At 70.3% G+C, this 24,367-nt stretch carries 23 protein-coding genes and 1 pseudogene; 10 read left to right on the top strand and 14 right to left on the bottom strand.

Annotated elements, in window-relative coordinates; genetic code table 11:
- Window positions 1-7: 7 nt before the first annotated feature.
- The 5 genes from M3B01_RS03450 to M3B01_RS03430 all read right to left on the bottom strand — a co-directional run bounded on the left by M3B01_RS03450 (window position 8) and on the right by M3B01_RS03430 (window position 5,783).
- On the bottom strand, window positions 8-802 hold the full coding sequence (locus M3B01_RS03450; RefSeq protein ID WP_259789447.1) for a (Fe-S)-binding protein: 795 nt from the start codon (window positions 800-802) through the stop codon (window positions 8-10).
- Window positions 803-843: 41 nt separating this feature from the next.
- Complete coding sequence (locus tag M3B01_RS03445) at window positions 844-2,331, bottom strand: malate:quinone oxidoreductase (protein ID WP_259789446.1); 1,488 nt, start codon at window positions 2,329-2,331, stop codon at window positions 844-846.
- Window positions 2,332-2,414: 83 nt separating this feature from the next.
- Complete coding sequence (locus M3B01_RS03440; RefSeq protein WP_259789444.1) at window positions 2,415-3,095, bottom strand: DUF624 domain-containing protein; 681 nt, start codon at window positions 3,093-3,095, stop codon at window positions 2,415-2,417.
- Window positions 3,096-3,162: 67 nt separating this feature from the next.
- Window positions 3,163-3,318 carry a hypothetical protein gene (locus tag M3B01_RS03435; RefSeq protein ID WP_259789442.1) on the bottom strand — a complete coding sequence of 52 codons (156 nt, stop codon included), beginning with the start codon at window positions 3,316-3,318 and terminating at the stop codon, window positions 3,163-3,165.
- Window positions 3,315-5,783 (bottom strand): glycoside hydrolase family 95 protein, encoded by a 2,469-nt coding sequence (locus M3B01_RS03430; protein WP_259789441.1) that lies wholly within the window; start codon window positions 5,781-5,783, stop codon window positions 3,315-3,317. Before M3B01_RS03430 ends, M3B01_RS03435 begins: the two co-directional genes overlap by 4 nt.
- 112 nt (window positions 5,784-5,895) lie before the next feature.
- Between M3B01_RS03430 and M3B01_RS03425 the strand changes: the two genes are divergently transcribed.
- From M3B01_RS03425 to M3B01_RS03415, 3 genes are all read left to right on the top strand, one after another.
- Window positions 5,896-7,227, top strand: a complete 1,332-nt coding sequence (locus M3B01_RS03425) for an alpha-L-fucosidase (protein WP_259789440.1) — start codon at window positions 5,896-5,898, stop codon at window positions 7,225-7,227.
- A gap of 250 nt (window positions 7,228-7,477) precedes the next feature.
- Window positions 7,478-7,954, top strand: coding sequence for an aldo/keto reductase (locus M3B01_RS03420; protein WP_259789438.1), 477 nt, complete (start codon window positions 7,478-7,480; stop codon window positions 7,952-7,954).
- A complete protein-coding gene (locus M3B01_RS03415) occupies window positions 7,944-8,858 on the top strand; it encodes an amidohydrolase (RefSeq protein WP_259789436.1) in 915 nt (304 codons plus the stop codon). The genes M3B01_RS03420 and M3B01_RS03415 overlap by 11 nt, the downstream gene beginning before the upstream one ends.
- Before the next feature lie 9 nt (window positions 8,859-8,867).
- Here M3B01_RS03415 and M3B01_RS03410 read toward each other — a convergent pair whose 3' ends face one another.
- The 3 genes from M3B01_RS03410 to M3B01_RS03400 all read right to left on the bottom strand — a co-directional run bounded on the left by M3B01_RS03410 (window position 8,868) and on the right by M3B01_RS03400 (window position 11,358).
- Window positions 8,868-9,584 (bottom strand): FadR/GntR family transcriptional regulator, encoded by a 717-nt coding sequence (locus M3B01_RS03410; RefSeq protein WP_259789476.1) that lies wholly within the window; start codon window positions 9,582-9,584, stop codon window positions 8,868-8,870.
- Window positions 9,585-9,661: 77 nt separating this feature from the next.
- Complete coding sequence (locus M3B01_RS03405) at window positions 9,662-10,447, bottom strand: SDR family NAD(P)-dependent oxidoreductase (RefSeq protein WP_259789434.1); 786 nt, start codon at window positions 10,445-10,447, stop codon at window positions 9,662-9,664.
- 53 nt (window positions 10,448-10,500) lie between these two features.
- A complete protein-coding gene (locus M3B01_RS03400) occupies window positions 10,501-11,358 on the bottom strand; it encodes a fumarylacetoacetate hydrolase family protein (protein ID WP_259789433.1) in 858 nt (285 codons plus the stop codon).
- A 298-nt stretch (window positions 11,359-11,656) separates the two neighbouring features.
- On the opposite strand from M3B01_RS03400, the gene M3B01_RS03395 reads away from it, so the two are divergent.
- From M3B01_RS03395 to M3B01_RS03390, 3 genes and pseudogenes are all read left to right on the top strand, one after another.
- Window positions 11,657-11,878 (top strand): hypothetical protein, encoded by a 222-nt coding sequence (locus M3B01_RS03395; RefSeq protein WP_259789431.1) that lies wholly within the window; start codon window positions 11,657-11,659, stop codon window positions 11,876-11,878.
- A gap of 196 nt (window positions 11,879-12,074) precedes the next feature.
- Window positions 12,075-12,479: pseudogene (locus M3B01_RS14685) on the top strand (AAA family ATPase); the annotation flags it as partial.
- Window positions 12,480-12,731: 252 nt separating this feature from the next.
- Complete coding sequence (locus tag M3B01_RS03390; RefSeq protein ID WP_259789430.1) at window positions 12,732-14,519, top strand: DUF4143 domain-containing protein; 1,788 nt, start codon at window positions 12,732-12,734, stop codon at window positions 14,517-14,519.
- Window positions 14,520-14,555: 36 nt separating this feature from the next.
- Here the strand turns inward: M3B01_RS03390 and M3B01_RS03385 are convergent, their stop codons facing one another.
- On the bottom strand, window positions 14,556-14,870 hold the full coding sequence (locus M3B01_RS03385) for a hypothetical protein (RefSeq protein ID WP_193866035.1): 315 nt from the start codon (window positions 14,868-14,870) through the stop codon (window positions 14,556-14,558).
- A 126-nt stretch (window positions 14,871-14,996) separates the two neighbouring features.
- Between M3B01_RS03385 and M3B01_RS03380 the strand changes: the two genes are divergently transcribed.
- Entirely contained in the window at window positions 14,997-15,593 is a 597-nt protein-coding gene (locus tag M3B01_RS03380) for a hypothetical protein (protein WP_259789428.1), read from the top strand.
- A gap of 241 nt (window positions 15,594-15,834) precedes the next feature.
- On the opposite strand, the gene M3B01_RS03375 is transcribed toward M3B01_RS03380, so the two are convergent.
- From M3B01_RS03375 to M3B01_RS03360, 4 genes are all read right to left on the bottom strand, one after another.
- Window positions 15,835-17,085, bottom strand: a complete 1,251-nt coding sequence (locus M3B01_RS03375) for an MFS transporter (protein ID WP_259789426.1) — start codon at window positions 17,083-17,085, stop codon at window positions 15,835-15,837.
- A gap of 468 nt (window positions 17,086-17,553) precedes the next feature.
- A complete protein-coding gene (locus M3B01_RS03370) occupies window positions 17,554-18,225 on the bottom strand; it encodes a DUF4282 domain-containing protein (RefSeq protein WP_259789425.1) in 672 nt (223 codons plus the stop codon).
- Between the two features lie 324 nt (window positions 18,226-18,549).
- Window positions 18,550-19,239 (bottom strand): FadR/GntR family transcriptional regulator, encoded by a 690-nt coding sequence (locus tag M3B01_RS03365; RefSeq protein ID WP_259789424.1) that lies wholly within the window; start codon window positions 19,237-19,239, stop codon window positions 18,550-18,552.
- Window positions 19,236-20,024: an SDR family oxidoreductase gene (locus M3B01_RS03360; RefSeq protein WP_259789423.1), complete on the bottom strand. Its 789-nt coding sequence runs from the start codon at window positions 20,022-20,024 to the stop codon at window positions 19,236-19,238. Before M3B01_RS03360 ends, M3B01_RS03365 begins: the two co-directional genes overlap by 4 nt.
- Window positions 20,025-20,174: 150 nt before the next feature.
- Between M3B01_RS03360 and M3B01_RS03355 the strand changes: the two genes are divergently transcribed.
- A complete protein-coding gene (locus tag M3B01_RS03355; protein WP_259789421.1) occupies window positions 20,175-20,939 on the top strand; it encodes an SDR family NAD(P)-dependent oxidoreductase in 765 nt (254 codons plus the stop codon).
- 11 nt (window positions 20,940-20,950) lie between these two features.
- Here M3B01_RS03355 and M3B01_RS03350 read toward each other — a convergent pair whose 3' ends face one another.
- Window positions 20,951-21,742 (bottom strand): DeoR/GlpR family DNA-binding transcription regulator, encoded by a 792-nt coding sequence (locus M3B01_RS03350; protein ID WP_259789419.1) that lies wholly within the window; start codon window positions 21,740-21,742, stop codon window positions 20,951-20,953.
- 328 nt (window positions 21,743-22,070) lie between these two features.
- On the opposite strand from M3B01_RS03350, the gene M3B01_RS03345 reads away from it, so the two are divergent.
- Together M3B01_RS03345 and M3B01_RS03340 are read left to right on the top strand one after the other, a co-directional pair.
- On the top strand, window positions 22,071-23,357 hold the full coding sequence (locus M3B01_RS03345; protein WP_259789418.1) for a sugar ABC transporter substrate-binding protein: 1,287 nt from the start codon (window positions 22,071-22,073) through the stop codon (window positions 23,355-23,357).
- 44 nt (window positions 23,358-23,401) lie between these two features.
- Window positions 23,402-24,349: a carbohydrate ABC transporter permease gene (locus tag M3B01_RS03340; protein WP_259789417.1), complete on the top strand. Its 948-nt coding sequence runs from the start codon at window positions 23,402-23,404 to the stop codon at window positions 24,347-24,349.
- The last annotated feature ends 18 nt before the right edge of the window (window positions 24,350-24,367 follow it).

The following is a 24,367-nucleotide window of genomic DNA, read 5'->3' as shown; positions in this document are numbered from 1 at the left end:
TCCCGGCTCATGAGGCCCTCCCCAGGATGGTCCCGGAGGGCACGAACGGCTCCTCGCGCGTGGAGGCGAGGATCTGCGCCAGGTGGATCGCGCGGGGAGCGGAGTCACCCGCGTGCTCCCGGTGCAGCTTCCCGCCGATGTTCATCAGGCACGAGGCGTCACCGGCCACCACGTACTCCGCGCCGGTGGCCACCACGTTGGCGGCCTTGTCGGTGACCATCGCATCGGAGGTGGCGTCGTTCTTGACCGAGAAGGTGCCGCCGAAGCCGCAGCAGGTGTCCGACTGCGGCAGGTTCACCACCTCGATGCCCTCCACGGCGCGCAGCAGGCGCAGCGGGCGCGGGCCCACCTTGAGGATCCGCATCGAGTGGCAGGTGGGGTGGTAGGTCACCGTGTGCGGGAAGTACGCGCCCACATCGGTCACCTTGAGCACGTCCACCAGCAGCTCCGAGAGCTCGTAGGTCTTGGCGGCCACGGCCGCGGCGCGCTCCTCCAGCTCCGCATCGCCCTCGTGGCGGGCCACCAGGGGGTGCTGCTCGCGCACGCAGCCGGCGCAGGAGCCCGAGGGCATCACGATCGCGTCCACCTCCTCCAGCTGCGACTCGAAGGTGTCCACGAAGCTGCGCACCACCGGTGCGGCCTCCTTGTAGTACCCGGTGTTGGTGTGCATCTGGCCGCAGCAGGTCTGGCGGCGGTCGAAGACCACCTCGTGCCCCAGCCGCTCCAGCAGCATCACGGTGGACCGGGCCACGTCCGGGGTCATCACGTCCACCAGACAGGTGGGTATCAGGGAGATGCGCATGCGGTTCCTCCTCAAGCTCTGGCCCCGGCGACGGGGCGTGGTCAGTGGCGCAGGCCGAGGGACTCGGCGGTGCGCTCGAGAGATTCGTGTGCGGCGCGGGGGTCATCGCTCAGGCGCGTGCCCCAGCTGGGCACCATCGAGGTGATGGTGCCGCGCCAGGAGTCCACCCGGTCCGGGAACATCCCGGTGAGCATGTCCAGCAGGATGGTGGTGGAGGTGGAGGCGCCGGGGGAGGCGCCCAGCATGCCGCCGATGGAGCCGTCCGCGGAGGTGATCATCTGGGTGCCGAACTGCAGCACGCCGTGCTTGTCCGCGTCGGGGGCGATCACCTGGACGCGCTGTCCGGCGATGACGGGCTCCCAGTCCTCCGGACGGGCCTGTGGCATGTACTCGCGCAGCGCCTCGAAGCGCTGGCGGCCGGTGGCGGCCAGCTGCGAGGCCAGGTAGGTCATCAGGTCCAGGTTCGGCGGGGCCACGGCGAGCATCTGGGTGACGTTGGAGGGCTTGACCGAGGCGAACAGGTCGGTGTAGCGGCCGGTCTTGAGGAATTTCGGGGACCAGCCTGCGTACGGGCCGAACATCAGGGAGCGCTGCCCCTCGATGAAGCGGGTGTCCAGGTGGGGCACGCTCATCGGCGGGGCGCCCACAGCGGCCTTGCCGTACACCTTCGCGTCGTGACGCTCGATCACATCGGGGTTGGTGCAGCGCAGCCACTGCCCGGAGATCGGGAAGCCGCCGAAGCCGCGGATCTCCTCGATCCCGGACTTCTGCAGCAGCGGCAGGGCCGCGCCTCCCGCGCCCACGAACACGAACGGGGCCCGGAACACCTTCACCTCGTTGCCGTCCACCGAGCGGGCCATCACACCCCAGTCCGAGCCCATGCGTCGCAGGTCCACGACCTCCCAGCCGGTGGCCACCGAGGTGCCCCTACCGGAGGCCATGGTCAGCAGCTGGCGGGTGAGGGTCCCGAAGTCCACGTCGGTGCCGTCGGGGGAGCGGGTCACCGCGATGGTCTCGGTGACCGGGCGGCCCTCGGAGACCAGCGGGGCCCACTCCGCCAGGCGGGAGTGCTCGGTGCTGAACTCCATCCGGTCGAACAGCGGGTTCACGGTCAGGGCCTGGTGGCGCCGGCGCAGGTAGTCCACGTTCTCGATGCCTCGCACGAAGCTCATGTGCGGCACCGAGCGGATGAAGGAGGCGGGATCGCCGATCCGGTCGTTCTCCACCAGGTAGGACCAGAACTGGCGAGAGACCTGGAACTGCTCGTTGATGTTGATCGCCTTGGCGGGGCTCACCGAGCCGTCCACGTCCTGCGGCGTGTAGTTCAGCTCGCACAGGGCGCTGTGGCCGGTGCCAGCGTTGTTCCAGCCGTCGGAGGACTCCTTGCCCACGCCGTCGAGCTTCTCGACCACCTGGATGCTCCAGTCCGGCTCGAGCTCGGTCAGCAGCGCGGCCAGGGTGGCGCTGGCGATACCGCCGCCGATCAGCACCGCATCGGTGCGGGTGACGCTCATCGTCAGGTCAGCCATGTCTCCCCTTGTCCTCGGTTCCTCGCCCGCTGTCGGGCGGTCGTCGTTGTCACAAAGCGTAGTCCTCGCGGCCGGGCCGTGCTTCAGCCGCCTGCCGCGGCGGAGGCGCGGTCGAGCTCGTCCAGCAGGCGCTCGCCGCGGCGACCCAGCAGCGACACCGCGATGTCCACGGCCGTTCCCGCCCCCAGCAGCAGGCCCACCGGCCACAGCGCCCAGCACAGCAGCACCCACACCAGCAGCAGCAGGCCCAGACCCACCGACCGCAACGGCAGGGCGCCCGGTATCAGGAGCGAGATCCGCCAGCTCACCAGCAGGTCCTGGCGGCGCACCCGGGGGACCGCGGCGAGTGCGGATGCACTCACGGTGGCCCAGAACAGGCTGATCACGGCCAGGCAGGCGAGGACCACCGTCATCGCCTGCCTGGCGGCACCCCCGCCCATGATGATCCACAGCATCATCAGGGCTCCGCCCTGCACCACCAGCAGCGGCAGCATGCGGGTGTTGGCACGCACGAACTGGGACCGGTAGGAGGCCCACATGGTGCGCCACACCCGTACACGGTCGCCCTCGCGGCCGGAGATATAGGCATCGGCCGCGGCGCAGCTGGCCGGGGCCACTCCCAGCACCACCAGACCCAGCAGCGTCAGCACCAGCCACGCCGCATTGACCCGCAGCACCAGGTAGACGCGCTCGAAGGCCTCGTTGAACCGGATCACCCAGACGGGGACGTGGGCGGGACCGCCCCCGTGGTCGGTGCGGCTCATCGGGCGGCCCCCGGGATCGCGGCCGACGGATGCGTCGCGCTCCGGGGTGACGTCGCGCTGCGCGGTGTCATGGTGCACACCGGGGGCGGGGCGGATCGCTCCTGTTTCCTGGCCATCGGATCACCGTACCTGCCTGCTCCGCGCTGGCCTCCGCATGTCGGCGCAGGAAGTCCACGGCATGGTCGCCCACGGCATCGGTGAAGTACCGCAGCTCGGTGGTCATCGTCCGGTTCTTCCGGGGAGGTGAGGGTCCTGGCCGGTGGTGCGGGTCAGGGACAGGCGGGCCACGCCGTGCTCCGGGGTCGGCAGCGGATGCATGGCCCCGTCGAGCTCCACGACGTAGTCGTCAGCGGAGGGGTCGCCGGAGGGCAGGTGCACTGCCAGCTCGACCCGCTGCGGGGTCCAGCCCAGGTCCACCACCGCGCCCCCGCGGGCTCCCAGCCCGCGGGCACGCCCGGTGGACCAGGCCGCGGGCAGCGCGGGCAGCAGGGACAGCTCGCGGTGGCCGTCCTGCACGCGGTGGGACTGCAGCAGCATCTCGCAGACCCCGGCGAGAGCGCCGAAGTTGCCGTCGATCTGGAACGGGGGGTGGGCGCACAGCAGGGAGGAGTACACGCCGCCGCTGATGCCGCCGGTGACCGGATCGGTGCCGTCGGCATCCACCCGGTGCAGGGCCCGCTGCAGGAAGCGGTGCCCCAGCTCGGCATCCTCCAGCCGGGCGGCAAGGCAGATCCGCCAGGCCAGCGACCAGCCCGTGGACTCGAAGCCGCGCTCCACCAGGCTGGAGCGGGCGGCCTGGCCGAGGGCAGGATCGCGACGCGGGTCCAGGCCCGTCCCCGGGTACACGCCGATCAGGTGGGACTGGTGGCGGTGGTGGGGATCGAGGTCAGTCAGCTCGTCGTCGGACCACTCGGCGATCAGGCCGGAGGGCAGCACGCGCTCGCCGGGCAGGCGGGACAGCGCCGCCTCGGCCAGCTCCAGCAGCTCCTCCTCGACCTCCGTGGTGCGGGAGATCTCCAGCAGGTCCGTCAGCAGCTGGCGGATGATCGCCAGGTCGCTGGTGGTGGACACGTGCACCTCGCCCGCGGTGCCGTCCGGCAGCACGAACTGGTTCTCCGGTGAAGTCGAGGGAGCGGTGCCGAGCGTTCCGTCGGGCAGCTCGATCAGCAGGTCCAGCACGAAGCGTGCGGCGCCCTCGGCCAGCGCTGCCGCGGGCGACGGGCCCTCGGGGGTGAAGCGCAGCAGGTCCACCAGGGTGCTGGTCAGCCAGGCCCCGCCGAGCGGCCAGAACGACCACTGCGGGCGGTCCTGGCCGTCGCCGACCGGGGCGGCGAAGCCCCAGCGGTCCGAGTTGTGGTGGGCGGTCCAACCGCGGGCGCCGTACACCTCGCGCGCCACGCGCTCACCCTGCCGGGACAGCAGCTCGAGCCACGTGCGCAGGACGGGCAGCACCTCGGGCAGCTGCCCGGGCCCGGAGGGCCAGTAGTTCATCTCCGTGTTGATGTTGATCGTGTAGTCGCTGAACCAGGGGGGAGCGGTCGACTCGTTCCAGATGCCCTGCAGGTTCAGCGGGGGACCCTCGCCCACTCCGCCGCTGATCAGCAGGTATCGGCCCATGTGGGCGAGCAGGGCCACCAGGTCCGGCCCGTCGGCGTGCTCGGGATCGGCTCGCAGATCGTCCAGGCGCTGCGCCGTGGTGGGCATGGCCGCCGGGGAGCGATCGCGGTACGGCGAGGGGGTGGGGCCGGACGGGGCGGCCAGGTCCAGGTCGACCCGCTCGTAGAGCTCGCGGTGCGCCTCCTCCGCCCGAGTGGCGAGCTCGGCATGGCCGAGGGGGGCGAGGCGGTGGAGATGATCCAGCACCTCCGCCTCCAGTGCAGCGGCATCGGGAACCCGCAGGGTGCCGTCGGCGGCGAACTGGGTGGCCGAGACCAGCCGCAGCTCGACCCAGGTGGCACCGTGCACCCGAATCGACGGGGCGGGAGCGGCGAGGTCCGCGCTGGCCGTCCCGTCGCTGCGCAGCTCGAGCGCCCAGCTCGCATGGACCGACTCGGTGAACGATCCGGGCGTGCGCACGGCGTCGTCCCCGCCTGCATCGGGATCCACGCTCGCACCCACCCGCAGCGCTTCCACCAGCACCACGGCACCGGGGTGGGAGGCGGTGCGTGCGGCCACGGACTGCTCGTGCGGGGAGGACACGCTGAGAGCCAGATCGGTGGGGGAGCCGAGCGCGCGCCGGTCCAGCAGCACGTCATCGGCCATGCTCACGCCGGTGACGGCACGCAGCTGCTCGGCGATGGTGATGGCCCAGCCGTTGCGCAGATCCAGCATCCGCGCCGAGGGAGCGGGCGGGGAGCCGCCCGTGGAGCGGTGGATCCGCAGGTCCAGGAACGGCTGGTACATCTGCGCGTTCCCGGACTGGGTGCGCCGGGTGGCGGCATCGGCGGCCTGCACGTCACCGCGCAGTGCGGCCTCGCGGGCCTCGAGCACCGCGGCGGCCGCCCCGGCGGGCAGGGAGCGCGGATCGGGCCTGCCCCGCCATACGCCGGCATCGTTGACCTGGAGCCGATCCTGCTGGGGATCGCCGAACACCATGGCCCCCAGGTGCCCGTTGCCGATGGGGTAGGCGTCGGTCCAGTCGCGTGCCGGTGTGCGGTCCAGCAGGTGATGGCGTGGATCAAGTCGCATGCACCCAAGACTACCGATGTCTGCTTCGGAATCGTCTGGCATCAGCCCAGTACGGGCGAATACGGCATGCCTGCGGCTCGCGAATTGACCCGACATCTGTGAGGATGGGGGCATGAGCCGCGACACCCCTGCCTCCACGAACGAGTCCCGCCCCGCCGGGCCCGCCGCCCCCGTCTCGCTGATCGCGCCCACACCCGAGCAGCTGGCCTGGCAGCAGGCCGGACTGGGCGTGTTCTTCCACGTCGGGGTGAACACCTTCGGTGGGGTCGAGTGGAGCGACGGCACCATCCCCGCCGCGGACTTCGCTCCCAGCGAGCTCGATGCCGATCAGTGGGTGCGCACCGCCAAGGATCTCGGGGCGGCCTACGTGGTGCTGACGGCCAAGCACCACGACGGGTTCTGCCTGTGGCCCACCGCCACCACCGACTACTCCGTGGCCTCCTCCCCGTTCCGTGACGGCCAGGGCGATGTGGTGCGCGAGGTGGCCGACGCCTGCCGCCGCCACGGGGTGGGCCTGGGCCTGTACCTGTCCCCCTGGGATCGCAACGCCCCCCAGTACGAGGACCCGCAGGCGTACGACGAGTTCTACCTGGCCCAGCTGCGTGAGCTGTGCACGAACTACGGCGAGCTGGTGGAGCTGTGGTTCGACGGGGCCGGGTCCGCGGGGCGCGAGTACGCCTGGGACCGCATCGGCGCCCTGATCGACGAGCTGCAGCCCGGGGCGATGGTGTTCAACATGGGGCCGGCCACCATCCGCTGGGTGGGCAACGAGGACGGCCTGGCCGCCGATCCCTGCTGGTACGTGACCAGCAGCGCGGACCTGAACAACTACGACGAGGACACCGTGAGCTTCGGGCAGGAACGCTACCTCCCGCCCGAGTGCGACGTGTCCATCCGCACCGGGTGGTTCTGGCACGCCGATCAGGAGCCCAAGTCCCTCGAGCACCTGCTGGCCATCCACGACCGCTCCATCGGCCTGGGGGCCAACCTGCTGCTGAACCTGCCGCCGGACCGGTGGGGACTGATCGACCAGAGGGACGTGGAGCGCTGCCGCGAGCTGCGCGACGCGCTCGATGCCCGCTTCGGCGACCCGCAGCAGGTCCCCCTGCGCGCCCGCTCCGAGGACGGCAGCATCTGGGAGGCGGCCACCGAGACCCCGCTCATGGTCCAGCACCTCGAACTGCGCGAGGACATCACCACTGGGCAGCGCGTGCACACCCATCGCGTGCTGGACGAGTCGGGCGCGGTGATCGCGCAGGGTGGCACGATCGGCGTGCGCCGCCTCCATCGGCTCGAGACACCGGTGGAGGTGAGCCGTCTGCGCATCGAGTGCACCGGCGAGCAGCCCCTCCTGAGTGCCCTGCACCTCCATGCCCCCTCCGAGGCCCCGGCGCCGCGCCTGCCGCTGGACTTCGAGGCCTCGCGGGAACGCCCCGACGCCTGAGCGGAGAGGGCCTCCGCGCGTGAGCCGGGAGGGCCTCCCCGGGTGAGCCGGGGGGCCTCCGCGCGTGAGCCGAAAAGGCCTCCACGCCTGAACCGGGAGGGCCTCGACGTGCGCTCTTCGGGCTTGGTGGAGCACCCGGCGCGGGTGAAGGTGAAGCAGGAGCCCCAGGGGCAGGGCAAAGGGGCCACGTTCTCGCGGCACAGGGACCGGGAGCCCTCGCGGTTGAGAGGCCCTGCCCACCCTGGTCGCCATGCGCGAGGAGGGGCTGGTGCGCGCCATCGGCGTCGGCTCCAAGGACAGTACGGTGCTCACCCGCGCCGTGCGTACCGGCCTGCTGGACCTGGTGATGGTCTCGGGGAGGTACACCCTGCTGGAGCAGCCTGCCGCCAGCGAGCTGCTCCCGGCCTGCCAGCACCATGACGTGGCCGTCGTGGCCGTCAGCGTGTTCAACTCCGGGATCCTGGCCAGGCCCGAACCGCCGGATGATGCCACCTACGAGTACGGCCAGGCACCCGTGGCCATGCTCGAGCGGGCCCGTGAGATCGCCGCGATCGCCGGTGATCACGGGGTCGAGCTGCCCGATCTCGCGATCCAGTTCCCCCTACTGCACCCGGCGATCCGGTCCGTGGTGCTGGGGATGCGAACCGCCGCCCAGGTGCGGTCGAACATCGAACGGATGAGCACCCCCGTCCCGCCCGAGGTGTGGGAGCAGATCGATGTCCGCTGAGGGGCCCGGAACGGGGACGCCGGCGCCCGGGCACCGCCCTGGGCGGGCGATCACCGATGCACACCTGCACCTGTGGGACCTCGAGGCGAGCGCCTACGCATGGACGCACCGGGCACCGGCCCTGCAGCGCACGGGAGCCTGGGAGCAGGTGGGCCCGGCGCTCGCCGCCCTGGGCGCCACCCGGGTGGTGCTGGTGCACGCCGACGACACCCCCGGGGACACCGCCCACATGCAGCGCACCGCAGAACGGATCGAGGCAGGCACCGCCCAGGTCCCGGCCATGCGCGCGGACGTGGTGGCCTGGCTCCCGCTGGAGAACCCCGCCCAGGTGGAGCACCTGCTGGGCGATGCAGCGTTCATGCAGCGCGTGGTGGGCGTGCGGCACCTGGTGCACGACGAACCCGATGCGGGGTTCCTGGAGCGCCCCGCCGTGGCGGACTCCCTGCACCTCGTCTCACGTGCGGGCCTGGCACTGGATGTCCCCGACGCGTTCGCGCGTCACATGGATCAGGTGGTGCGCCTGGCACATGCCCACCCGGAGCTGACCCTGGTGCTGGACCACCTCGGCAAGCCGCCACTGGGCGATGCACCCGCGATGGACCGCTGGCGCGCCGCGCTGGCGCGGATCGCCGCCTGCGAGCGCACGGTCGCCAAGGTCTCGGGCCTGGCCACCAGCGGGGACGGCGCACTCGAGCAGGCCGTGGACGTGGCACTGGAGCAGTTCGGCCCCGCGCGGCTGATGTTCGGCAGCGACTGGCCGATCGCCCCGACGCCCTTCGACCTGGGATCCGGCACCAGCGGACTGCTGGAGCGACTGGGGCAGGAGAGCGAGGCCGACCAGCGGCAGATCCTGCACGGCACCGCTGCCCGCGTGTACACCAGGGCAGGAGAGGCGCGGGGCTGACCCCTGATCTCAGACGACCGGCACCGGCGCAGACGAGTCGGTGTCGTCCCCGGCCCGCGCCCCACGGATCACCCAGGCCTCCACCCCGGCCACGTGAGCGGCCGCGTAGACCTTCGCCAGATCCGCCCTGCCCTCCCGCATGGCGCTGATGATCCGATGGTGCTCCTCCAGCGTGCGCCCCACCGAGGCCCCCTCGGTGAGACCGCGCCACAGCCGGGCCCGGGCGGTGGCACTGGCGAACCCGTCCAGCAGCGAGACCAGGTAGGCGTTGCCACAGCGGGAGTTGATGTGGTGGTGGAAGGCGATGTCGGCCTCCACCAGCTCGCCCACGGGGGAGTCCGGGCCCAGGGGCGCCATCAGCTCCTCCAGGTACTGGTAGTCCGCCTCCTCAAGGTGCGCGCATGCCTTCTCCACGGCGGTGGGCTCCAGCAGGCGGCGCACCTCCATGATGTGCAGCACCTCCGCGTCCTGGTGGAGGTCCAGCACGAAGCCGAGCGCCTCGATCAGCAGCTCGGGTTCGAGCGAGGTCACGTAGGTGCCGTCCCCCTGCCTGACGGAGAGGACCTGGATCACCGACAGCGCCTTGACGGCCTCCCGCAGGGAGTTGCGGCTCACCCCGATCCGCTCGGAGAGCTGCTTCTCCGGGGGGAGCCTGTCGCCGGGCTTCAGCTCACCGTCGATGATCATGTTCTTGATCGCCGAGATCGCCTTGTCGGTCACCGCCATCTGGCTCATGTCAACCTGCTCTCCTGGGTCGTGCACCGACTGCGGTGCTGCACATCGCGGGTGGTCATCGGGGATCCTCAGCGGGGACGGGCTCGAAGTCCCTGCATGCCGCCGTCCACCGCGACAGAGGTCCCGGTGGTGGAGGTGTTCAGGGGGGAGGCCAGGAACACCACGGTCTCGGCCACCTCCTCGGGGGTGACCATGCGCCCGGTGGGCTGGCGCGCGTCCAGCGCCTTGCGCTCGGCCACCGGATCCGGGAACTTCTGCAGCATGCGGTCCACGAACTCGGTGGTGACGGTGCCGGGGTTCACGCAGTTCACGCGGATCGCATCGCCCAGGTGATCGGTGGCCATCGCCATGGTCATCGCCTGCACGGCGCCCTTGGTCGCCGAGTACAGCACGCGCTCCTGCAGGCCCGCGGTGGCGGCGATCGAGGACATGTTCACGATCGAGGCGCATCCGGACCGGCGCAGGTGCGGCAGGGCGGCCGCGCTCACCCGCGCGATCGCGGTCACGTTGATGGACAGAACCCGTGCCCATTCCTCGTCGTCGTTCGCGGTCACGTCGCCCACCGCGCTGATGCCGGCGTTGTTGACGACCACGTCGATGCCGCCCAGCTGCTGCGCGCACTCCGCGACGGCCTGCTCCACCTGAGCACGGTCAGCGATGTCTGCCCTCACGCGCACGGAGCCCTCCGGTGCGCCGGAGGGATCGAGGTCGATCACGGCGACCTTTGCGCCCAGGGCCAGGAACCGCGCGCTGGTGGCGCGGCCGATGCCGGAGCCGCCACCGGTGACCACCACCGCGAGACCGCGGTAGGGATCGGTGAAGGAGGTGCTGTCGTCGGTCGGGGTGCGGGTCATATGCGGATCCTTCGTGCGGGTGGCCATTGGGGCGAGGAGAGCGGGGCGAGCAGTCAGGCGTCGCGGAAGGTCTGGCGCTGGGCTCCGAGCTGATCGATCTCCAGCTCCACCACGTCGCCGGACCGCAGATAGGGAGTGCCGGGCAGGCCCAGCGCCACGCCTGCCGGGGTGCCCGTGTTGATCACGTCCCCGGGGTAGAGGGTCATGAACTCGCTGAGGTAGCGCACCACCTCGGCCACCGGGAAGATCTGGTTCGCCGTGGTGCCGTCCTGGTGGCGCTTGCCGTTGACGCTCAGGCGCAGGCCCAGGTCCTGCACGTCCGCGATCTCATCGGCGGTGACCAGCCAGGGGCCCAGCGGGTTGAAGGTCTCGCAGTTCTTGCCCTTGTCCCAGGTGCCGCCCCGCTCGAGCTGGTACTCGCGCTCGGAGACGTCGTGGGAGAGCACGTAGCCGGCAACGGCCCTCATCGCCTCCTCCTCGCTGTCGGTGCGGCGCAGGGTCGAGCCGATCACCACACCGAGCTCCACCTCCCAGTCGGTCTTGCGCGAGCCGCGGGGGATCAGCACGTCGTCGTCGGGCCCCACCACGGTGTCCGCGGCCTTCATGAACACGATCGGCTCCGCAGGGATCTCCGCGTTCGTCTCCGCGGCGTGGTCGCGGTAGTTCAGGCCGATGCACAGGATCTTCCCGGGGGTCAGCGGGGCACCCCGGCGCTCGGCCCCCAGGGCGGTGAGCTCGGGCAGATCACCGGCGTCGAGGGCGGCGCGGGTGCGGGTGATGCCGTCGGCCTCGAGGAATGCGCGGTCCACCACGCGTGCCTCGCCGATCAGGGGGCGCAGGTCGAAGGTGCGATCACCGTCGATCACCGCGGCGTTCTCGCTGCCGTGCGGGCCGTATGCCAGGAACTTCACGTGGGTCCTCCCATGTCTGTGTGAGGGCGACGCTACCAGGAAACATCGGATGTATGGGAGGGGTTTGGTGAAGGTGTCGTCGCTGGGCCGGGATCCGTGCTGATTAAGGTTGCGCCCATGCGGGCCCGGGTCGGGCGGGCATGGGGAGCAAATCTGCTCGTGACCAGCACGAACGCCGCAGGCCCGCGGGCGCTGCGGTGTTCGAAGGCTCTGGCCACGTCGACCGGGTGCTGCGGGGGATCCGACGGTGGGAGGGGGGTCCCAACGCTCGGAGACTGGGTGGCCGGGAGCGCTCTGGGTGTTCACGATGGTCTTGCGGGACCGCAGCATCAGCAGCAGGCCCACCACGAACCCCGGTGAACAGGTCGTAGAGGTCCGCTGCGGTGCGCGAGCGCACGTCACCGGCGAGGTGCTCGGCCAGCAGGTCGAGCGTGAACGGCGCATGATCGGTGCGCAGCAGCGTCAATACGCCCTGGTCCGCGAACAGGGCACGGTTCTCGAGCGGGCGGGAGAGACCTGACACGGGTGCTCCATCCTCGTCACGATCGGTGTTTCCTGCGGCTGCGGAGTGCTGCGGCGGGACGCCGGGCCCAGCCTGCGGAGCAGGGCCGATGGATGGGTGAGGCTGGCGGCGCGTGCAGGTCGTGGGCCCCGTCGGATGCTCATCTTCTATAGAGACTTGCAATAAATAGCAGCATCAACTGTAGAATCTAAGCATGTATGTCTCGAGGTTCCTAGAGCGACCGATCACCCGAGCGATCGAGCAGTCGCCCGTCGTCATCGTCGAGGGCGCCCGCGCGGTCGGCAAGACGAGTCTCATGACCCATCTGAGAGATCAGGGGGTCCTGGCAGTCACGCCGTCACTCGTGGATGAGACAACCCTGCATGCGGCTCGCACCGACCCGGTGGGCTGGATCGGGTCATTGCCGCAGCCTTTCGCTGTCGATGAGGCCCAGCGCGCGCCTGACCTGCCCATGGCGATCAAGTCGATGCTCGATGCCGATCCCACGTCGGTCCGATGCGTGCTCACTGGGTCAGCATCGCTGGGACTCTCGGGACTGGACGGGTCGGACCCTCTGGCGCGACGGTCGGTGCGGTACACGCTTGAGCCGTTGAGCGAGGCCGAACTGCTGGAGGACACTACTGCCGGGGCATGGTCAGTAGTGGATGAACTGGTTCGCGGTGAGCCGGTCGGGAACTGGGGTGATCCTGTGGACGATCGCCGTTCCACCATGACGCAGGGCGGTCTCCCGTTCTACAGGCTCGGAACAGGTGCTCTGGGGCGTCCGACGGCCAGGCGCGTGCGGGACGACATGAGGGCGGTGCTGTCGGAGTCCGTGCTGCCGGATGAGCGCATGGACGAGAGGGTCGCGATGGAGGTGCTCCAGCGTCTCCTCCGCGAGCCGGCCGCGCTCGCGAACGTCTCCAAGATCGCCTCCGACGTGGGTGTCACCGCCCCGACGATCAACAGGTATCTCGACATCCTCGAGCGGCGGTTCCTCCTCACCGAGCTTCCCAATCTCACGCGGAGCCCGCGGCGGACGCCGCGTTCGACGGCCAAGCTGTATCCCGCCGACATCGCGTTGAGCGTGTTCGCATCCCCCGATGCGGTCCACGACCTCTCCGACCGGTTTCGCGGCGGTGTGTTCGAGGCGCTCGTGGCCCAGCAGCTGCGAGCGCATATGGGCTGGTCCGATCTCGGGGAAGAACTTCTGCACTGGCGCGAGAACGTGAGCGGCCGCACCGTCGAGGTGGATCTTGTGATCCGTGTGGCCGACGGATCCCTCCTCCCGATCGAGGTGAAGTCCGGGACGTCCGTCTCGGACAAGCAGCTCACCGGGATCCGTCGCTTCCGGGAGCAGCACCCGCGCAGCGCTGAGCGGGCATTCATCGTCTATGGCGGTGCGACAACGGTCCGTCTGGGCGAGTCGATCTGGGCGGTCCCGCTCGGCGCGCTGTGCGACCGGTCCGCCTGGGTGAGGTCGGGGCGTGACTCCCGCGGAGCTGACGGGAAGAAATTACACATGGACGAAAGGATGACCATGAACCAGGGCACTGTCCCCGAACTCCCCGAGGCGCGGGTGTTCATCAGCTATGCCCACGCCGATCAGAACGGGCGGTACACGGGGGATCTGCGCGGGTTCGCCCAGGACATCGTCGACACGATGGCCAACGTGCATGATCGCGCCGTCCAGACGTTCATCGACGTCGAACAAGGAACCTGGGGCGAGGATCTCTGGAGGCGACTCGAGGGCGAGGAATCCCTGGCCGACTTCATGATCCCGTTCATCACGCCTGCCTATCTGAGGCGCGACGGCTGCCGGCGCGAGTACCTACACTTCATGGCACAGCGGGACGCCGCCGCCGAGCGGTCGACTCTCCTGCCGCTCATCTGGCTCGAGCCGCGCGGGCTATTCGAGCCGGGCAGCGCGGACCCGATCAAGCAGGATCTGTTCGATCATCGAGGAGTCCGGGTAGGAGACGCGCATAATGCGGACCCCGACAGCGCCGCGTATCGGCGAGTGCTGAAGGAGGTCACCGACCGGCTGGCCGACGTGCTCGACGCCACCGCGAAGTCAGTACATGGAGAGACCGACGGCGCGGGCGAGGAGACTGGCGGGATCGTCGAAGATCAACCCGCTCTCGACGATCTCCTGGCCGCGATCGAACGGTCGACGCCCGAGCTCGTCGCCGACTTCGAAGCCTTCGTCGGGGACTTCGAGGAGTTCGGAAGGGCCATGCGGACTGCCATGGTGAAGCCGGCCGCTGCAGCGGTGACCCCTGTGCAGGCGCAAGCGTACTTCACGCGTGTGGCGAACGAGCTCGGGGGCAGGAGCGGGGCACTGCTGGGCAGTGCGAATGCCGCCTCGACGTCCTGGCGGGAGTACACCGCATTGCTGCACCGCGCGATAGGGGTGTCTGCGGAGCTGGATGCCGGGCTGCTGCCCGAGGAGCTGGTGGAGCCGCTGCGTGAACTGGCGGAGGAGATCCCTGCCTCCGATATCGCGGACTTGCAGAGCATTGCCTTGCAGATGGGGAGGATGTCGCGTTCGCTCCGTCCCGCTTCCGAGGCGCTGCTCGTCGCCGTGAGGACCTTCCGTGACCTAGCGGAGGGTGCTGACCTGGTGGAGGTGGCGTGGAGCCGTGTGAAGGAAGGGTAAGCTCACTGCCCTGCAGTCGACAGGGGAAGGTGTCGACTACGCCCTGTGCGGCGGGCCCGCATCCGCGTCTTCCCAGAGGTGCGGCCTGCTGAGCCCTTCTCCGTCCTCAAGCTGTTGATCGAGCTCGTCGAGCAGCTTCTGCTTCCGGATCGAACGGAACAGCGGGCGCCAGCAGCGCTCCCAGACCAGTTGATGCGCTGCAGGGTCAGGGCACATGATGAGCGCCAGCACCGGCAGGCGAGTCCGAAGGTCCTCGGTCGAGACGCCTGATGAGGTGACCAGGGCGTCGAGGACGCGTGCGACCACAGCTGTGACCGCGCTACGCAGGATGACGTCATCCAGGCGGGCCACCAGACCGCGGCGATCCGCTTCGGCACCTGGAACGAGGCTCTGAAGGCTGCAGGGATCGGCACGGACACGGGCGCACCGCGCAGCTCCTTCAGCGATGAGGACCTCTGGGCAGCTGTCCTCTCCGCCGTGCAGGCCCCGGACGGCGGCACCACCTTCCGAGCCGTCGAGGAATGGCTCGCCCGGCATCCTGCCGCTCCGTCCGGCGCACTCATCCGGCAGCGACTGTGCAGGCATCGCGGAGGCAGCTGGATCGAGGCCGTCAGCACGGTCCTCGCCGTACTCCACGATCCCGAGGGCTTCGACCCCGCCTGGGTCGAAGCGGTCGCCGCTCCGCGCGACTGGGAGCAACCGGCCGACGAGACCAACCCTCTCGATCACGAGCGCGCGGCGATCGATGCTCTGGGCCCGCGGATCACAACCGTCCGGTACACAGCCTGGGCCCGCATCGCGGGGTGCCCCACGATGGCGACTTTGCAGCGCAGGACCGGGAAGCTCTGGTCCGAACTGCTGACCGAGGCAGGCGGCACCCCCAACGCGTCGAAGATCAAGAACCGCAGCCGCGCCGAGGTGGGGGAGTACATGACTCGTTTCCTTGCCGAGCACCCCGGCGGCAGCACAGCCGACTACGGCACCTGGTCGCGAGAGAACGCGGCCCCGTCCCGCTCGACCGTCGTCGACCGCTTCGGTTCCTGGAGCGCTGCGGTCGACGCATGTCGGCACTGACGAAAGCTTCGCTTCACGCGCTGTGACGCTCATCGACTGTCCGCCCCTTGTGTCACGCTCGTCGTGAACCCCTGAACTGAGTGAGACAGCCACGTCGAAGACCACGGTCGAGCGGGCGTAAGAGCCGCCGGTGGGAGCGACGGAGGCCCCCCCGCGGCGGCCACCTCGAGCCCGACCTGCACGGTGAGCATCGCCTGCCCCTGCACGTGCCCGAGCAGGCGCGCACTTGTCGGCGCCGGAGTCAGCAGACTGCCGGGACCCCGTCGGTCGTCGTCGGCGCCTCGGCGGCGGCATGCGTTTGCTGGCGGCGGTGCACGGCGAAGGACCAGCCGGCGATGCCGAGCCCGGCGATCGCGAGGGCCACGCCCGTCCAGGCCGGGGCGAGCAGGCCCCAGCCGGCGGCGAGCACGGCCGCGCCCAGCGCCGCGCCGAGGGAGTTGCCGATGTTCAGCGCCGAGTGGTGCAGGGCTGCGGCGAGCGAGGGGGCATCCGGAGAGGCATCCAGCAGGAACAGCTGCAGCGAGGGACCCATGAGCTGCGAGGTGATCGCGAGGGCGAGCAGCAGGATCATCCCGGCGATCGCGTTCTCGGCCACGAGGGCGAAGACCGTGAGGCTCACCGTCATGCCGATCAGGCCGGCGAAGATCGTGCCGTAGAGGCTGCGGTCCGCGGCGCGCCCCGCGAGGACGTTCCCGATCGTCATGCCGACGCCGAACACGAACAGCGCCACCGGCACCGCCCGTTCGCCGAGTCCCATCACCCCGGGCACGATCTCGCCGATGTAGCTGTACACCGCGAACATGCCGCCGAACCCGATCGAGCCGATGCCGAGCGCGAACCACACCTGCGCGCGGTGCAGCGCCCGCAGCTCACCGCGGATCGAGCCGGTGACCCCGGCGCCCTCGGGCTCAGGCACCAGTCGCCAGATCGCGATCGTGCTAAGAGCGGCGACGACCACGACGATCACGTAGGCGGAGCGCCAGCCGACGACCTGCCCGAAGGCGGTGGAGGCGGGCACGCCCAGCATCGTCGCGATCGTCAGCCCCAGCATCACCAGCGAGACGGAGCGGGCGCGCCGTCCGGGCGGGGACAGGCGCGCCGCGACCAGCGAGGCGACGCCGAAGAACGCGCCGTGGGGGAGGCCCGCGACGAAGCGCGCGGGGGCCAGCGCAGAGAACGTCGGAGCCATGGCGGAGAGCAGATTGCCCAGCCCGATCAGCGCGATGAGCAGCACCAGCAGCTTCGCGCGCGGCATATTCTCCGCCGCGATCGTCACCAGCGGCGCGCCGATCACGACGCCCAGCGCGTACAGGGTGATGAGCATCCCGGCCTGCGGGGTGGAGACCTCGAGGTCCCGCGCGATCTGGGGCAGCAGACCCATCGAGGCGAACTCGGTGGTGCCGATCGCGAAGGCGCCGAGCGCCATCGCGAGGATCACCAGGCGCAGACGTCCAGGGGAGAGCGGCGTTTGGGGAGCGTGCGGCTGCGTCATCGGGGGACCTCCAGCGGCGGGACGGGCGGGGACTCGCTGCCGACGCTGGAAGCGGAGGGGGACCCGTCGATCGTAAGGGCCGGGGAGGGGCAGGGGCCAGGGCGGGGTTAGGGATGGAACGGGGCCGGGCAGAATTGCTCCATGGCACGCACGACCACGTCCTGAATCCCGACGGGGAGCACATCCTCGTCTCCTGCATGGACTGGCCCGGACGGTCGGTCCATCGCGTTCGTGGACTATCCCGTGGACGGGCTGCACGGCTGAGAGGGGGCTCGGCCTGCTCCGGCCGCTGCTGTGCAGACTCCCCGGACCTCTCGCCGTGCCTCCCGGTACCCTGCTCGGTGCCGGTCGCAGCCGTCCGGCCCGCACTCCGTCCCCATGCTGCGAGTCCATCGTGAACGGGGCGCCCGCCGCGCGGCGAACGCCCCGTCCTGGACGGCGTGCGGGCCGGGCAGGCCCGGAGCGGGCTCAGCGCTGCGAGGCCTCCGCGATGCGGCCGGTGTTCTGGGCCGTGCGCACGGTCGCGACCGTGAACTCGAGCCCGAGACGCATCGCGATCAGCGCGATCACCGAGGGGATCCAGCCGAACAGGATCGAGACGATCAGCGGGAACGCATTGAATCCGCCCTCACCGTAGAAGCTGTTCATGCTGCCCCAGGCGAGTCCGAGGAAGATGCCGTTGACGATGCTCATCAGCCACATCAGCGCCGCGACGACGAACGCGATGACGTAGAGGAACGACGAGAACTTCACGGTGATGAAGTGCTCGAACTTGAAGTCGAACAGCGCCTTGAAGAAGCCCGCCTCGCCGAGGCGGCCGTCCCCGGAGGCGCCCCCGCCGACGGGGTGCGGCGCCGCCGCGGGGCTCTGCGCGGAGCCCCAGGCCTGCTCCTGGGCGCCCGGCTGCGGGGCCGACGGCGCGCTCTGCGCGCCCCAGGCGTCCTGCTCACCGGACGCCGCGGCGGACTGCTGGCCGTAGGGGTCCGACGACGGGGCGGCGTAGGGGTCGGCCCCCTGCCCGGTCCCGCCCGCGGAGGGCGCCGGGTCCTGCGCGCCGTATTCGCTGCTCGTCGGCTCAGGCGCGGAGCCCTGTCCGTGCTGCGGATCCAGCGGGTTGCTGCCCTCGGGCGGCTGCGACATGGTGCGACTCCTTCTGCGAGATCTGATGGACGAGGAGGCGCTCGGCGGCGACCCCGCGCCTCCGTTCCCACCCCGACGCTCACCGTAGCCCGCGGGCGACGGCGATGGGGAGGCATCTGCGGAGCGGAGCCGGCCCTGGCGCTCCGGCCGGAGGATGATCGCGGCCCCCGCCGAATGGCACCGCGAGCGGATGGGAAGCTCGGCGGGCCGACCGCACCATGCAGGTCATCACCGACGGGGCCCCGCAGCTCGGCCGCGCCCTACAGCAGCTGCTCAGCCCAAAGACCGCAGGCTCCGCCGCGGTCAGCTCCGTCGCCGCACTGCTCAGCGTGCCGCCGTCGCCCGCTCGATGATCTCCCGCATCCGCGCCGCGGCCCCCTCCTCGTCGCCGGCGCCGATCGCGGCCACGACCTCCTGATGCAGGCCGAGATCGTGCCGATCGGGCGCCTGCTCGCCCCGCTCCACGGTCGCCCGGTGGCGCAGGCCCTCCTCGATCACGGCGCGCAGCCGCCCGAGCATCGCGTTGCCGGACAGGGCGAGGACCTCGGCGTGGAAGGCCCGGTCCGCGGCCAGGAAGGCTCCGGACTCGGGCCCGTCGGCCACCTCGACCATCGCCTCTGCGGCGGCGGCGAGTGCGTGGGTGCTCCCGCCCCCGCTGCGGATCTCACGGGCCGCGGCCGCTGCCGCCGCGGGCTCGACCGCATGGCGCAGGGAGCGCAGCTCCGCAAGCTGCCGCGCGTGGTCCGGGCCCTCGAGGCGCCAGCGGATCACCCGCGGGTCCAGCAGGTCCCACTCGCTGATCGGGAGGATGCGCAGGCCGACCCGTCGGCCGGCGCTCAGCATCCCGAGTCCGGCCAGCACGCGCGTGACCTCGCGGACCACGCTGCGGGAGGCGCCGGTGCGGGCGATGAACCCCTCGATCGTGTCCGCGGCGCCGGCCTCCAGCTCGCCGCCGACGATCGCGGCGCCGAGCTGGTCAAGCGCCTGCTCGAAGGCGCTCGCCCCGGCGGTCATGCCTGCGAGACGGGGGAGACGACCAGCTCGTCGATGCGCACGTGCGCGGGGGAGTCGAGCACGAAGCAGGCGGTGCGGGCGATGTCCTCCGCGGTGAGCATCCGTGCGCGGGCCCCGGCGTCCGGCACGGAGGGGCGCTGATCGAGGAAGTCGGTCGCGACATCGCCCGGGCACAGATGACACGCCCGCACCCCGTGCGCGGCCTCCTGCTGGTTCAGGGTGCGCACCAGGGAGCCGAGCGCCGTCTTACTCGCCGAGTAGGCGACCCCCGCACCGGGCTGGAAGGACCAGCCCGCATAGGAGGAGATCACCACGACCTGCCCGCCGCGCTCGCGCAGGTGGGGGAGGGCGGCATCGATCGTGGTCGCGACCGCGGTGAGGTTCGTGGCGAGGATCGCGTCGAACTCCGTCAGGTCCTGATCGTCCCAGCGCCGCTTCGGCGCGTTGAGGCCGGCGGCGAGCGCGAGCGCGTCGATCCCGCCGAGGCGTTCGGAGATCCGCTCGGAGACGCCCCGCACGGCCTCGCGGTCCTGGACGTCCAGCGGTGCGACCAGTGCGCTGCCGCCCTCCTCGCGGATCTCGGACGCGAGCTGCTCGAGCACCTCGTCCCGCCTGCCGCTCAGAGCGACCGTCCAGCCCGAGCGCGCGGCCCGCAGCGCCGTCGCGCGCCCCATGCCGCTGCCTGCGCCGGTGATCCACACCGTGCGAGGACCGGCCGCGCCCGCGCCGTGCGGCGACTCGTCCTGCGCGCCTCGTCCGCTCGCCGTCGTCCCGTCCGTCGTCATCTCGCTCCTCCTCGGGCGTCCTCGCCATCAGGTCCTCTGCGGCGACCTCCCGGCCCCACGGGCCGACGTCACCCAATAGTATGACTATTTAGCGCGGCCGACGGGCCGCACACCGAGCGCGGCACGGGAGCCGCAGGAGAGTACAGGGCGATGGAGCTGGATCTGCGGGACAGGGTGGTCGTGGTGACCGGGGCGGCGCGCGGGATCGGCGCGGCCATCGCCGCACGCTTCGCCGAGGAGAGCTCGCGCGTGGTTGCGCTCGACCTCGCCTTCCCGGACGAGGCGGCGGAGGGTGCGCCGACCGTGGACCAGGTGGTCTGCGACGTCGCCGACCCCGACTCCGTGCACCGCGCGGTCGAGGCCGTCGTGGAGCGCCACGGCACGATCGACGTGCTCGTGAACAACGCCGGGATCGTTGCGGACTCGACCGTGGTCGAGACCGACTGGGCCACCTGGCAGAAGTGCTTCGACGTGAACACCGGCGGCACCTTCCTGATGTGCCGGGAGGTCGCCCCGCACATGCAGAGGGCCGGGCGCGGGCGGATCCTCAACGCCGCGTCGTTCGCCGCGATCGTGCCGAGCGTGGGCAGCGCCGCCTATGCCGCCTCGAAGGCCGCCGTGGTGCAGCTGACCCGCGTGCTCGCCTCCGAGCTCGGCCCCCACGACATCACCGTCAACGCCTACGCCCCCGGCATGGTCCCCACCGCCATGAACGGCTTCGCCGACATGCCCGCCGAGCGGCAGGACCGCCTGCTGGACACCCTCTCGCTGCGTCGCTGGGAAAGCCCGGACGATGTCGCCGACCTGCTGATCTTCCTCGCCAGCGACCAGGCCTCGTACATCACCGGGACGCTCGTGGACGTCTCCGGAGGGAAGCTCGCCACGCAGATCCCGGCGGTGGCACACGGGAGGTGAGGACGGAGGCTTCAGGCCGCCGAGGTCGGGACCAGGACAGTGACCCCGGCATCCTCGAGAGCAGCTGTGAGTGCCGCCGGAGGCGCGGCGTCCGTGATCAGGTAGTCCGCGCCGGAGAGGGGAGCGACCTCGGCGAACAGGCGCTTGTCGAACTTCGAGGAGTCCACCATCAGGGCCACCTTGTCCGCCCGCTCCATCATCGAGGCCATCATCTGCGCCTCCCCGGGGTCGCCGGTCGAGAACCCGCGATCCACGGAGATCGCGCCGACGCTGATCAGCGCTATGTCAGCAGCGATGGAGATCGGCGTCCCGCTGGGGGAGAGGCCGAGGGTGAGAGCGCCGATCGTGGCCTGGGAGCCGATCCTCACCCGTCCGCCCAGGAGATAGAGCTCCCGCAGGCAGGCCGGGTCGATCACCGAGGGCAGCAGCACGTTGTTCGTGGCGATGGTGAGATCACGGAGGGCGGAGAGTCCGCGTGCGACAGCGAGTCCTGTCGACCCCGCGTTGATGATGATCGATGAGCTGTCGGAGATGAGACCGACGGCGAGCGAGGCGATCTCCTCCTTGGCGGCGTTCTGGACGCCCTGCCGGACATTCACCGTGAGCTCCGGCCACGCCGTGGTCGACTTGCTCATCGCGCCCCCTCGAGTGCGGACCACCTTTCCTTCCGCGCTCAGGGCGTCCAGGTCTCGACGGATCGTGTCGACGGAGACGCCGAAGCGCGAGGCGAGCTCGGTGACCGTGACGTGTCCCGAGCTCGCGACGATCGCCTCGAGCTCCGACTTCCTGCCTGCAGGCAGCATTGCAGTTTCCCTTCGTCCGTCGGGTGCGGCTTCGCCGTGGTGGGCGTCTCCCCGATCTTGGTGACACCACCTGACCACGTACGTGCGATCAATGTGGACGCAACCAGTGACTGCGTGCGCGCAACTTCGTGCACGATACCGCATCACCGCGGGGAGATCTGCGTTCTAGTGCGGTGGTCATTGCGCCATACGGCGAGAAGGGCTAGTCAGTTCGCCCGCAGGCCGCCATTGACAAGTGATCTGGCGCACCTCTACGCTCCTCGGCATGCACGCAGAAGCCTGCATAAGCCAGCAAAGAAGCGCAGTAAGACGCAACTGGGAGGTTGTCATGAGCAAGGGTGCTCTGAATCGCCGCACTGTCCTCGCGGGCATGGGTGCTGTCTCTGCCGCGGGAGCCCTCGCAGCATGCGGAGGCGGCTCCGGAACGGGCGGCGGATCGGGCGGCGACGGGAAGCTCGAGTTCCAGCAGTGGTGGGAGCCGGAGCTCCCGGAAGGCTTCCTCCGAGAGCTGATGGACGAGTTCGAGGCCGCCAACGACGGAATCACCGTGGAGCTGCTCTCCGGTCCGTACGCCGCGACCAAAGAGCAGCTCATCGCCGGTGCGGCATCCCGGACCATGCCCGACGTGATGGGTCTGGACGGTGCATGGGTGCACGACCTGGCCACCCAGAACGCCCTCGCCGATCTGGACCAGCTCATGAGCGACGCCTCCTACGACGACGGGGAGCTGGCCGCGAAGGTGGAGGTCGACGGCGCGACTCGCATGATCCCGGTCGCGAACTTCGCCTACATGCTCTTCATGAACCTGAAGGCACTCAACGCCGCGGGCATCGATGCACCCCCGGCGACCCGCGAGGACTTCCTGGCTGCAGCGAAGGCCGCGGTCGACGCAGATCCGAACGTCGCCGGATGGGCGCTGCCGCTCTCCCTCGAGGCCCCGAACGGAGTGCAGAACGACGTCATGTCCTGGCTCTGGGCCGACGGGCAGTCGATGCTCTCCGACGGGGCGCCCGCCCTCGAGAGCGACGCGGTCGCGAGCGTCCTGGACTTCATCGTCGACCTCAACGACCAGGGCCTCATCGCCTCGGGCTCCTCGACCATGAAGGAGCAGGACAAGGTGGAGGAGTTCAGCTCCGGACGCGTCGCGATGATCGTCGACACCGTCGCTCACGTGAACATGTTCCGCACGAACTCCCCGGACCTCGAGTTCCAGGTCGCCGCGATGCCCTCTGCGACGGGTGAGGTCGACGCCCCTGGCGTGACCTACGGCAGCTGGGGAATCGGGGTCGCGGAGGCATCCGAGAACAAGGAGGCCGCCTGGAAGCTGGTCCAGTTCCTGATGAGCGAGGACGTCAACGCCCGCATGGCCACCGCCGCCAACGCCTTCCCGGGCAACTCCGTCGCCGTCCCGGACGGCGTCGAGGACGACGAGGTCACCAAGACCGCGTTCGAGGTCTGGCAGGCCGGAACGCCCGTCAACGAGTTCGTCGGCCTGCCTGTCGCGGAGCAGCTGATGCGCGACTTCGCCGAGCAGCTGCAGAAGACGCTCGAGGGCTCTCAGGACGTCGCCCAGGCGCTCACCGCCGCACAGGAGGCGTGGTCGGCGGAGCTGTGAGCGGGTTCGCCCCTCTCGCCGCCAACGACCTCGAAGGAGATCCCATGACCGCCTCCACCGCCCTCGAGCCGAAGCTCGAGGGGCCGCGCCTACATCGTGGGCGCGGCCGCCGTCACGGCCTGCAGGGATCACCCCTGCGACCTTATGCCTTCCTGTCGCCGACGCTCATCGTGATGCTGGTGCTGATGGCCGTGCCGATCGGCATGGTCATCTGGTACTCCTTCCAGGACTCGGCCGTCACCGTCCCCTCCTCGGAGTTCGTGGGGCTGGAGAAGTACCGCCAGGTGCTCGGTGACGGGACCTTCTGGAAGGCCACCAGGAACACGGCGCTCTTCGCGGGGATCAGCGTGATCGCCCACTTCGTCATCGGGATCGCCTTCGCGATGCTGTTGAACTCCGAGGTGCTGAGCCCCGTGGTGCGCGCGGTGTTCCGGACGATCTTCATCCTCCCGTGGCTGTTCACCGTGGCGGTCGTCGCAGTGCTGTGGCGCATGCTGCTGAACCCCAACGGCATCGTGAACTACCTGATCACCACGTTCGGGATCAGCGGGAGCGGGGTCGAATGGCTCTCCGATTCCAGCACTGCACTGCCCGTCATCACCTTCATCAACATCTGGTGCGGCTATCCGTTCTTCATGGTGAGCCTGCTCGCGGGACTCCAGGGGATCCCCAAGGACCTGTACGAGGCGGCCAGGGTCGACGGGGCGAACGTGGTGCAGCAGTTCTTCAACGTCACGCTCCCGCAGCTCCGGCCGATCATCCTCAGCATGGCGATCCTCGACTTCATCTGGACGACTCAGCAGTTCGCGCTGATCTGGATGACCACCGGAGGTGGGCCGGTCGATGCCACCGAGATGCTCAGCACCTACACGTACAAGCTCGCGTTCTCGAACTACGACTTCAGCGCCGCATCCGCCAGCGCAGTCGTCGTCCTGCTGCTCTCGATGATCCTCGCGATCCTGTACGTCCGGCAGCAGAGGGCGCGTGATTGACATGACCGCACTCGAAGA

Source organism: Brachybacterium sp. p3-SID957 (genome assembly GCF_025144775.1).
Classification (GTDB): domain Bacteria; phylum Actinomycetota; class Actinomycetes; order Actinomycetales; family Dermabacteraceae; genus Brachybacterium; species Brachybacterium epidermidis.
The sequence above is the reverse complement of the archived record's forward strand: the minus strand, read 5'-3'. Positions and strand labels throughout refer to the sequence as shown.

What these genes read in the sequence shown, in the direction of transcription:
- M3B01_RS03410 (WP_259789476.1), bottom strand. Translation starts at nt 9,584, where the DNA reads ATGGCGGTGACCGACAAGGCGATCTCGGCGATCAAGAACATGATCATC.
- M3B01_RS03350 (WP_259789419.1), bottom strand. Translation starts at nt 21,742, where the DNA reads ATGCTGCCTGCAGGCAGGAAGTCGGAGCTCGAGGCGATCGTCGCGAGC.
- M3B01_RS03405 (WP_259789434.1), bottom strand. Translation starts at nt 10,447, where the DNA reads ATGACCCGCACCCCGACCGACGACAGCACCTCCTTCACCGATCCCTAC.
- M3B01_RS03390 (WP_259789430.1), top strand. Translation starts at nt 12,732, where the DNA reads ATGGAGGTGCTCCAGCGTCTCCTCCGCGAGCCGGCCGCGCTCGCGAAC.
- M3B01_RS03415 (WP_259789436.1), top strand. Translation starts at nt 7,944, where the DNA reads ATGTCCGCTGAGGGGCCCGGAACGGGGACGCCGGCGCCCGGGCACCGC.
- M3B01_RS03420 (WP_259789438.1), top strand. Translation starts at nt 7,478, where the DNA reads ATGCGCGAGGAGGGGCTGGTGCGCGCCATCGGCGTCGGCTCCAAGGAC.
- M3B01_RS03370 (WP_259789425.1), bottom strand. Translation starts at nt 18,225, where the DNA reads ATGTCGCAGCCGCCCGAGGGCAGCAACCCGCTGGATCCGCAGCACGGA.
- M3B01_RS03375 (WP_259789426.1), bottom strand. Translation starts at nt 17,085, where the DNA reads ATGACGCAGCCGCACGCTCCCCAAACGCCGCTCTCCCCTGGACGTCTG.
- M3B01_RS03365 (WP_259789424.1), bottom strand. Translation starts at nt 19,239, where the DNA reads ATGACCGCCGGGGCGAGCGCCTTCGAGCAGGCGCTTGACCAGCTCGGC.
- M3B01_RS03430 (WP_259789441.1), bottom strand. Translation starts at nt 5,783, where the DNA reads ATGCGACTTGATCCACGCCATCACCTGCTGGACCGCACACCGGCACGC.
- M3B01_RS03450 (WP_259789447.1), bottom strand. Translation starts at nt 802, where the DNA reads ATGCGCATCTCCCTGATACCCACCTGTCTGGTGGACGTGATGACCCCG.
- M3B01_RS03355 (WP_259789421.1), top strand. Translation starts at nt 20,175, where the DNA reads ATGGAGCTGGATCTGCGGGACAGGGTGGTCGTGGTGACCGGGGCGGCG.
- M3B01_RS03445 (WP_259789446.1), bottom strand. Translation starts at nt 2,331, where the DNA reads ATGGCTGACCTGACGATGAGCGTCACCCGCACCGATGCGGTGCTGATC.
- M3B01_RS03440 (WP_259789444.1), bottom strand. Translation starts at nt 3,095, where the DNA reads ATGAGCCGCACCGACCACGGGGGCGGTCCCGCCCACGTCCCCGTCTGG.
- M3B01_RS03360 (WP_259789423.1), bottom strand. Translation starts at nt 20,024, where the DNA reads ATGACGACGGACGGGACGACGGCGAGCGGACGAGGCGCGCAGGACGAG.
- M3B01_RS03425 (WP_259789440.1), top strand. Translation starts at nt 5,896, where the DNA reads ATGAGCCGCGACACCCCTGCCTCCACGAACGAGTCCCGCCCCGCCGGG.
- M3B01_RS03345 (WP_259789418.1), top strand. Translation starts at nt 22,071, where the DNA reads ATGAGCAAGGGTGCTCTGAATCGCCGCACTGTCCTCGCGGGCATGGGT.
- M3B01_RS03340 (WP_259789417.1), top strand. Translation starts at nt 23,402, where the DNA reads ATGACCGCCTCCACCGCCCTCGAGCCGAAGCTCGAGGGGCCGCGCCTA.
- M3B01_RS03435 (WP_259789442.1), bottom strand. Translation starts at nt 3,318, where the DNA reads ATGACCACCGAGCTGCGGTACTTCACCGATGCCGTGGGCGACCATGCC.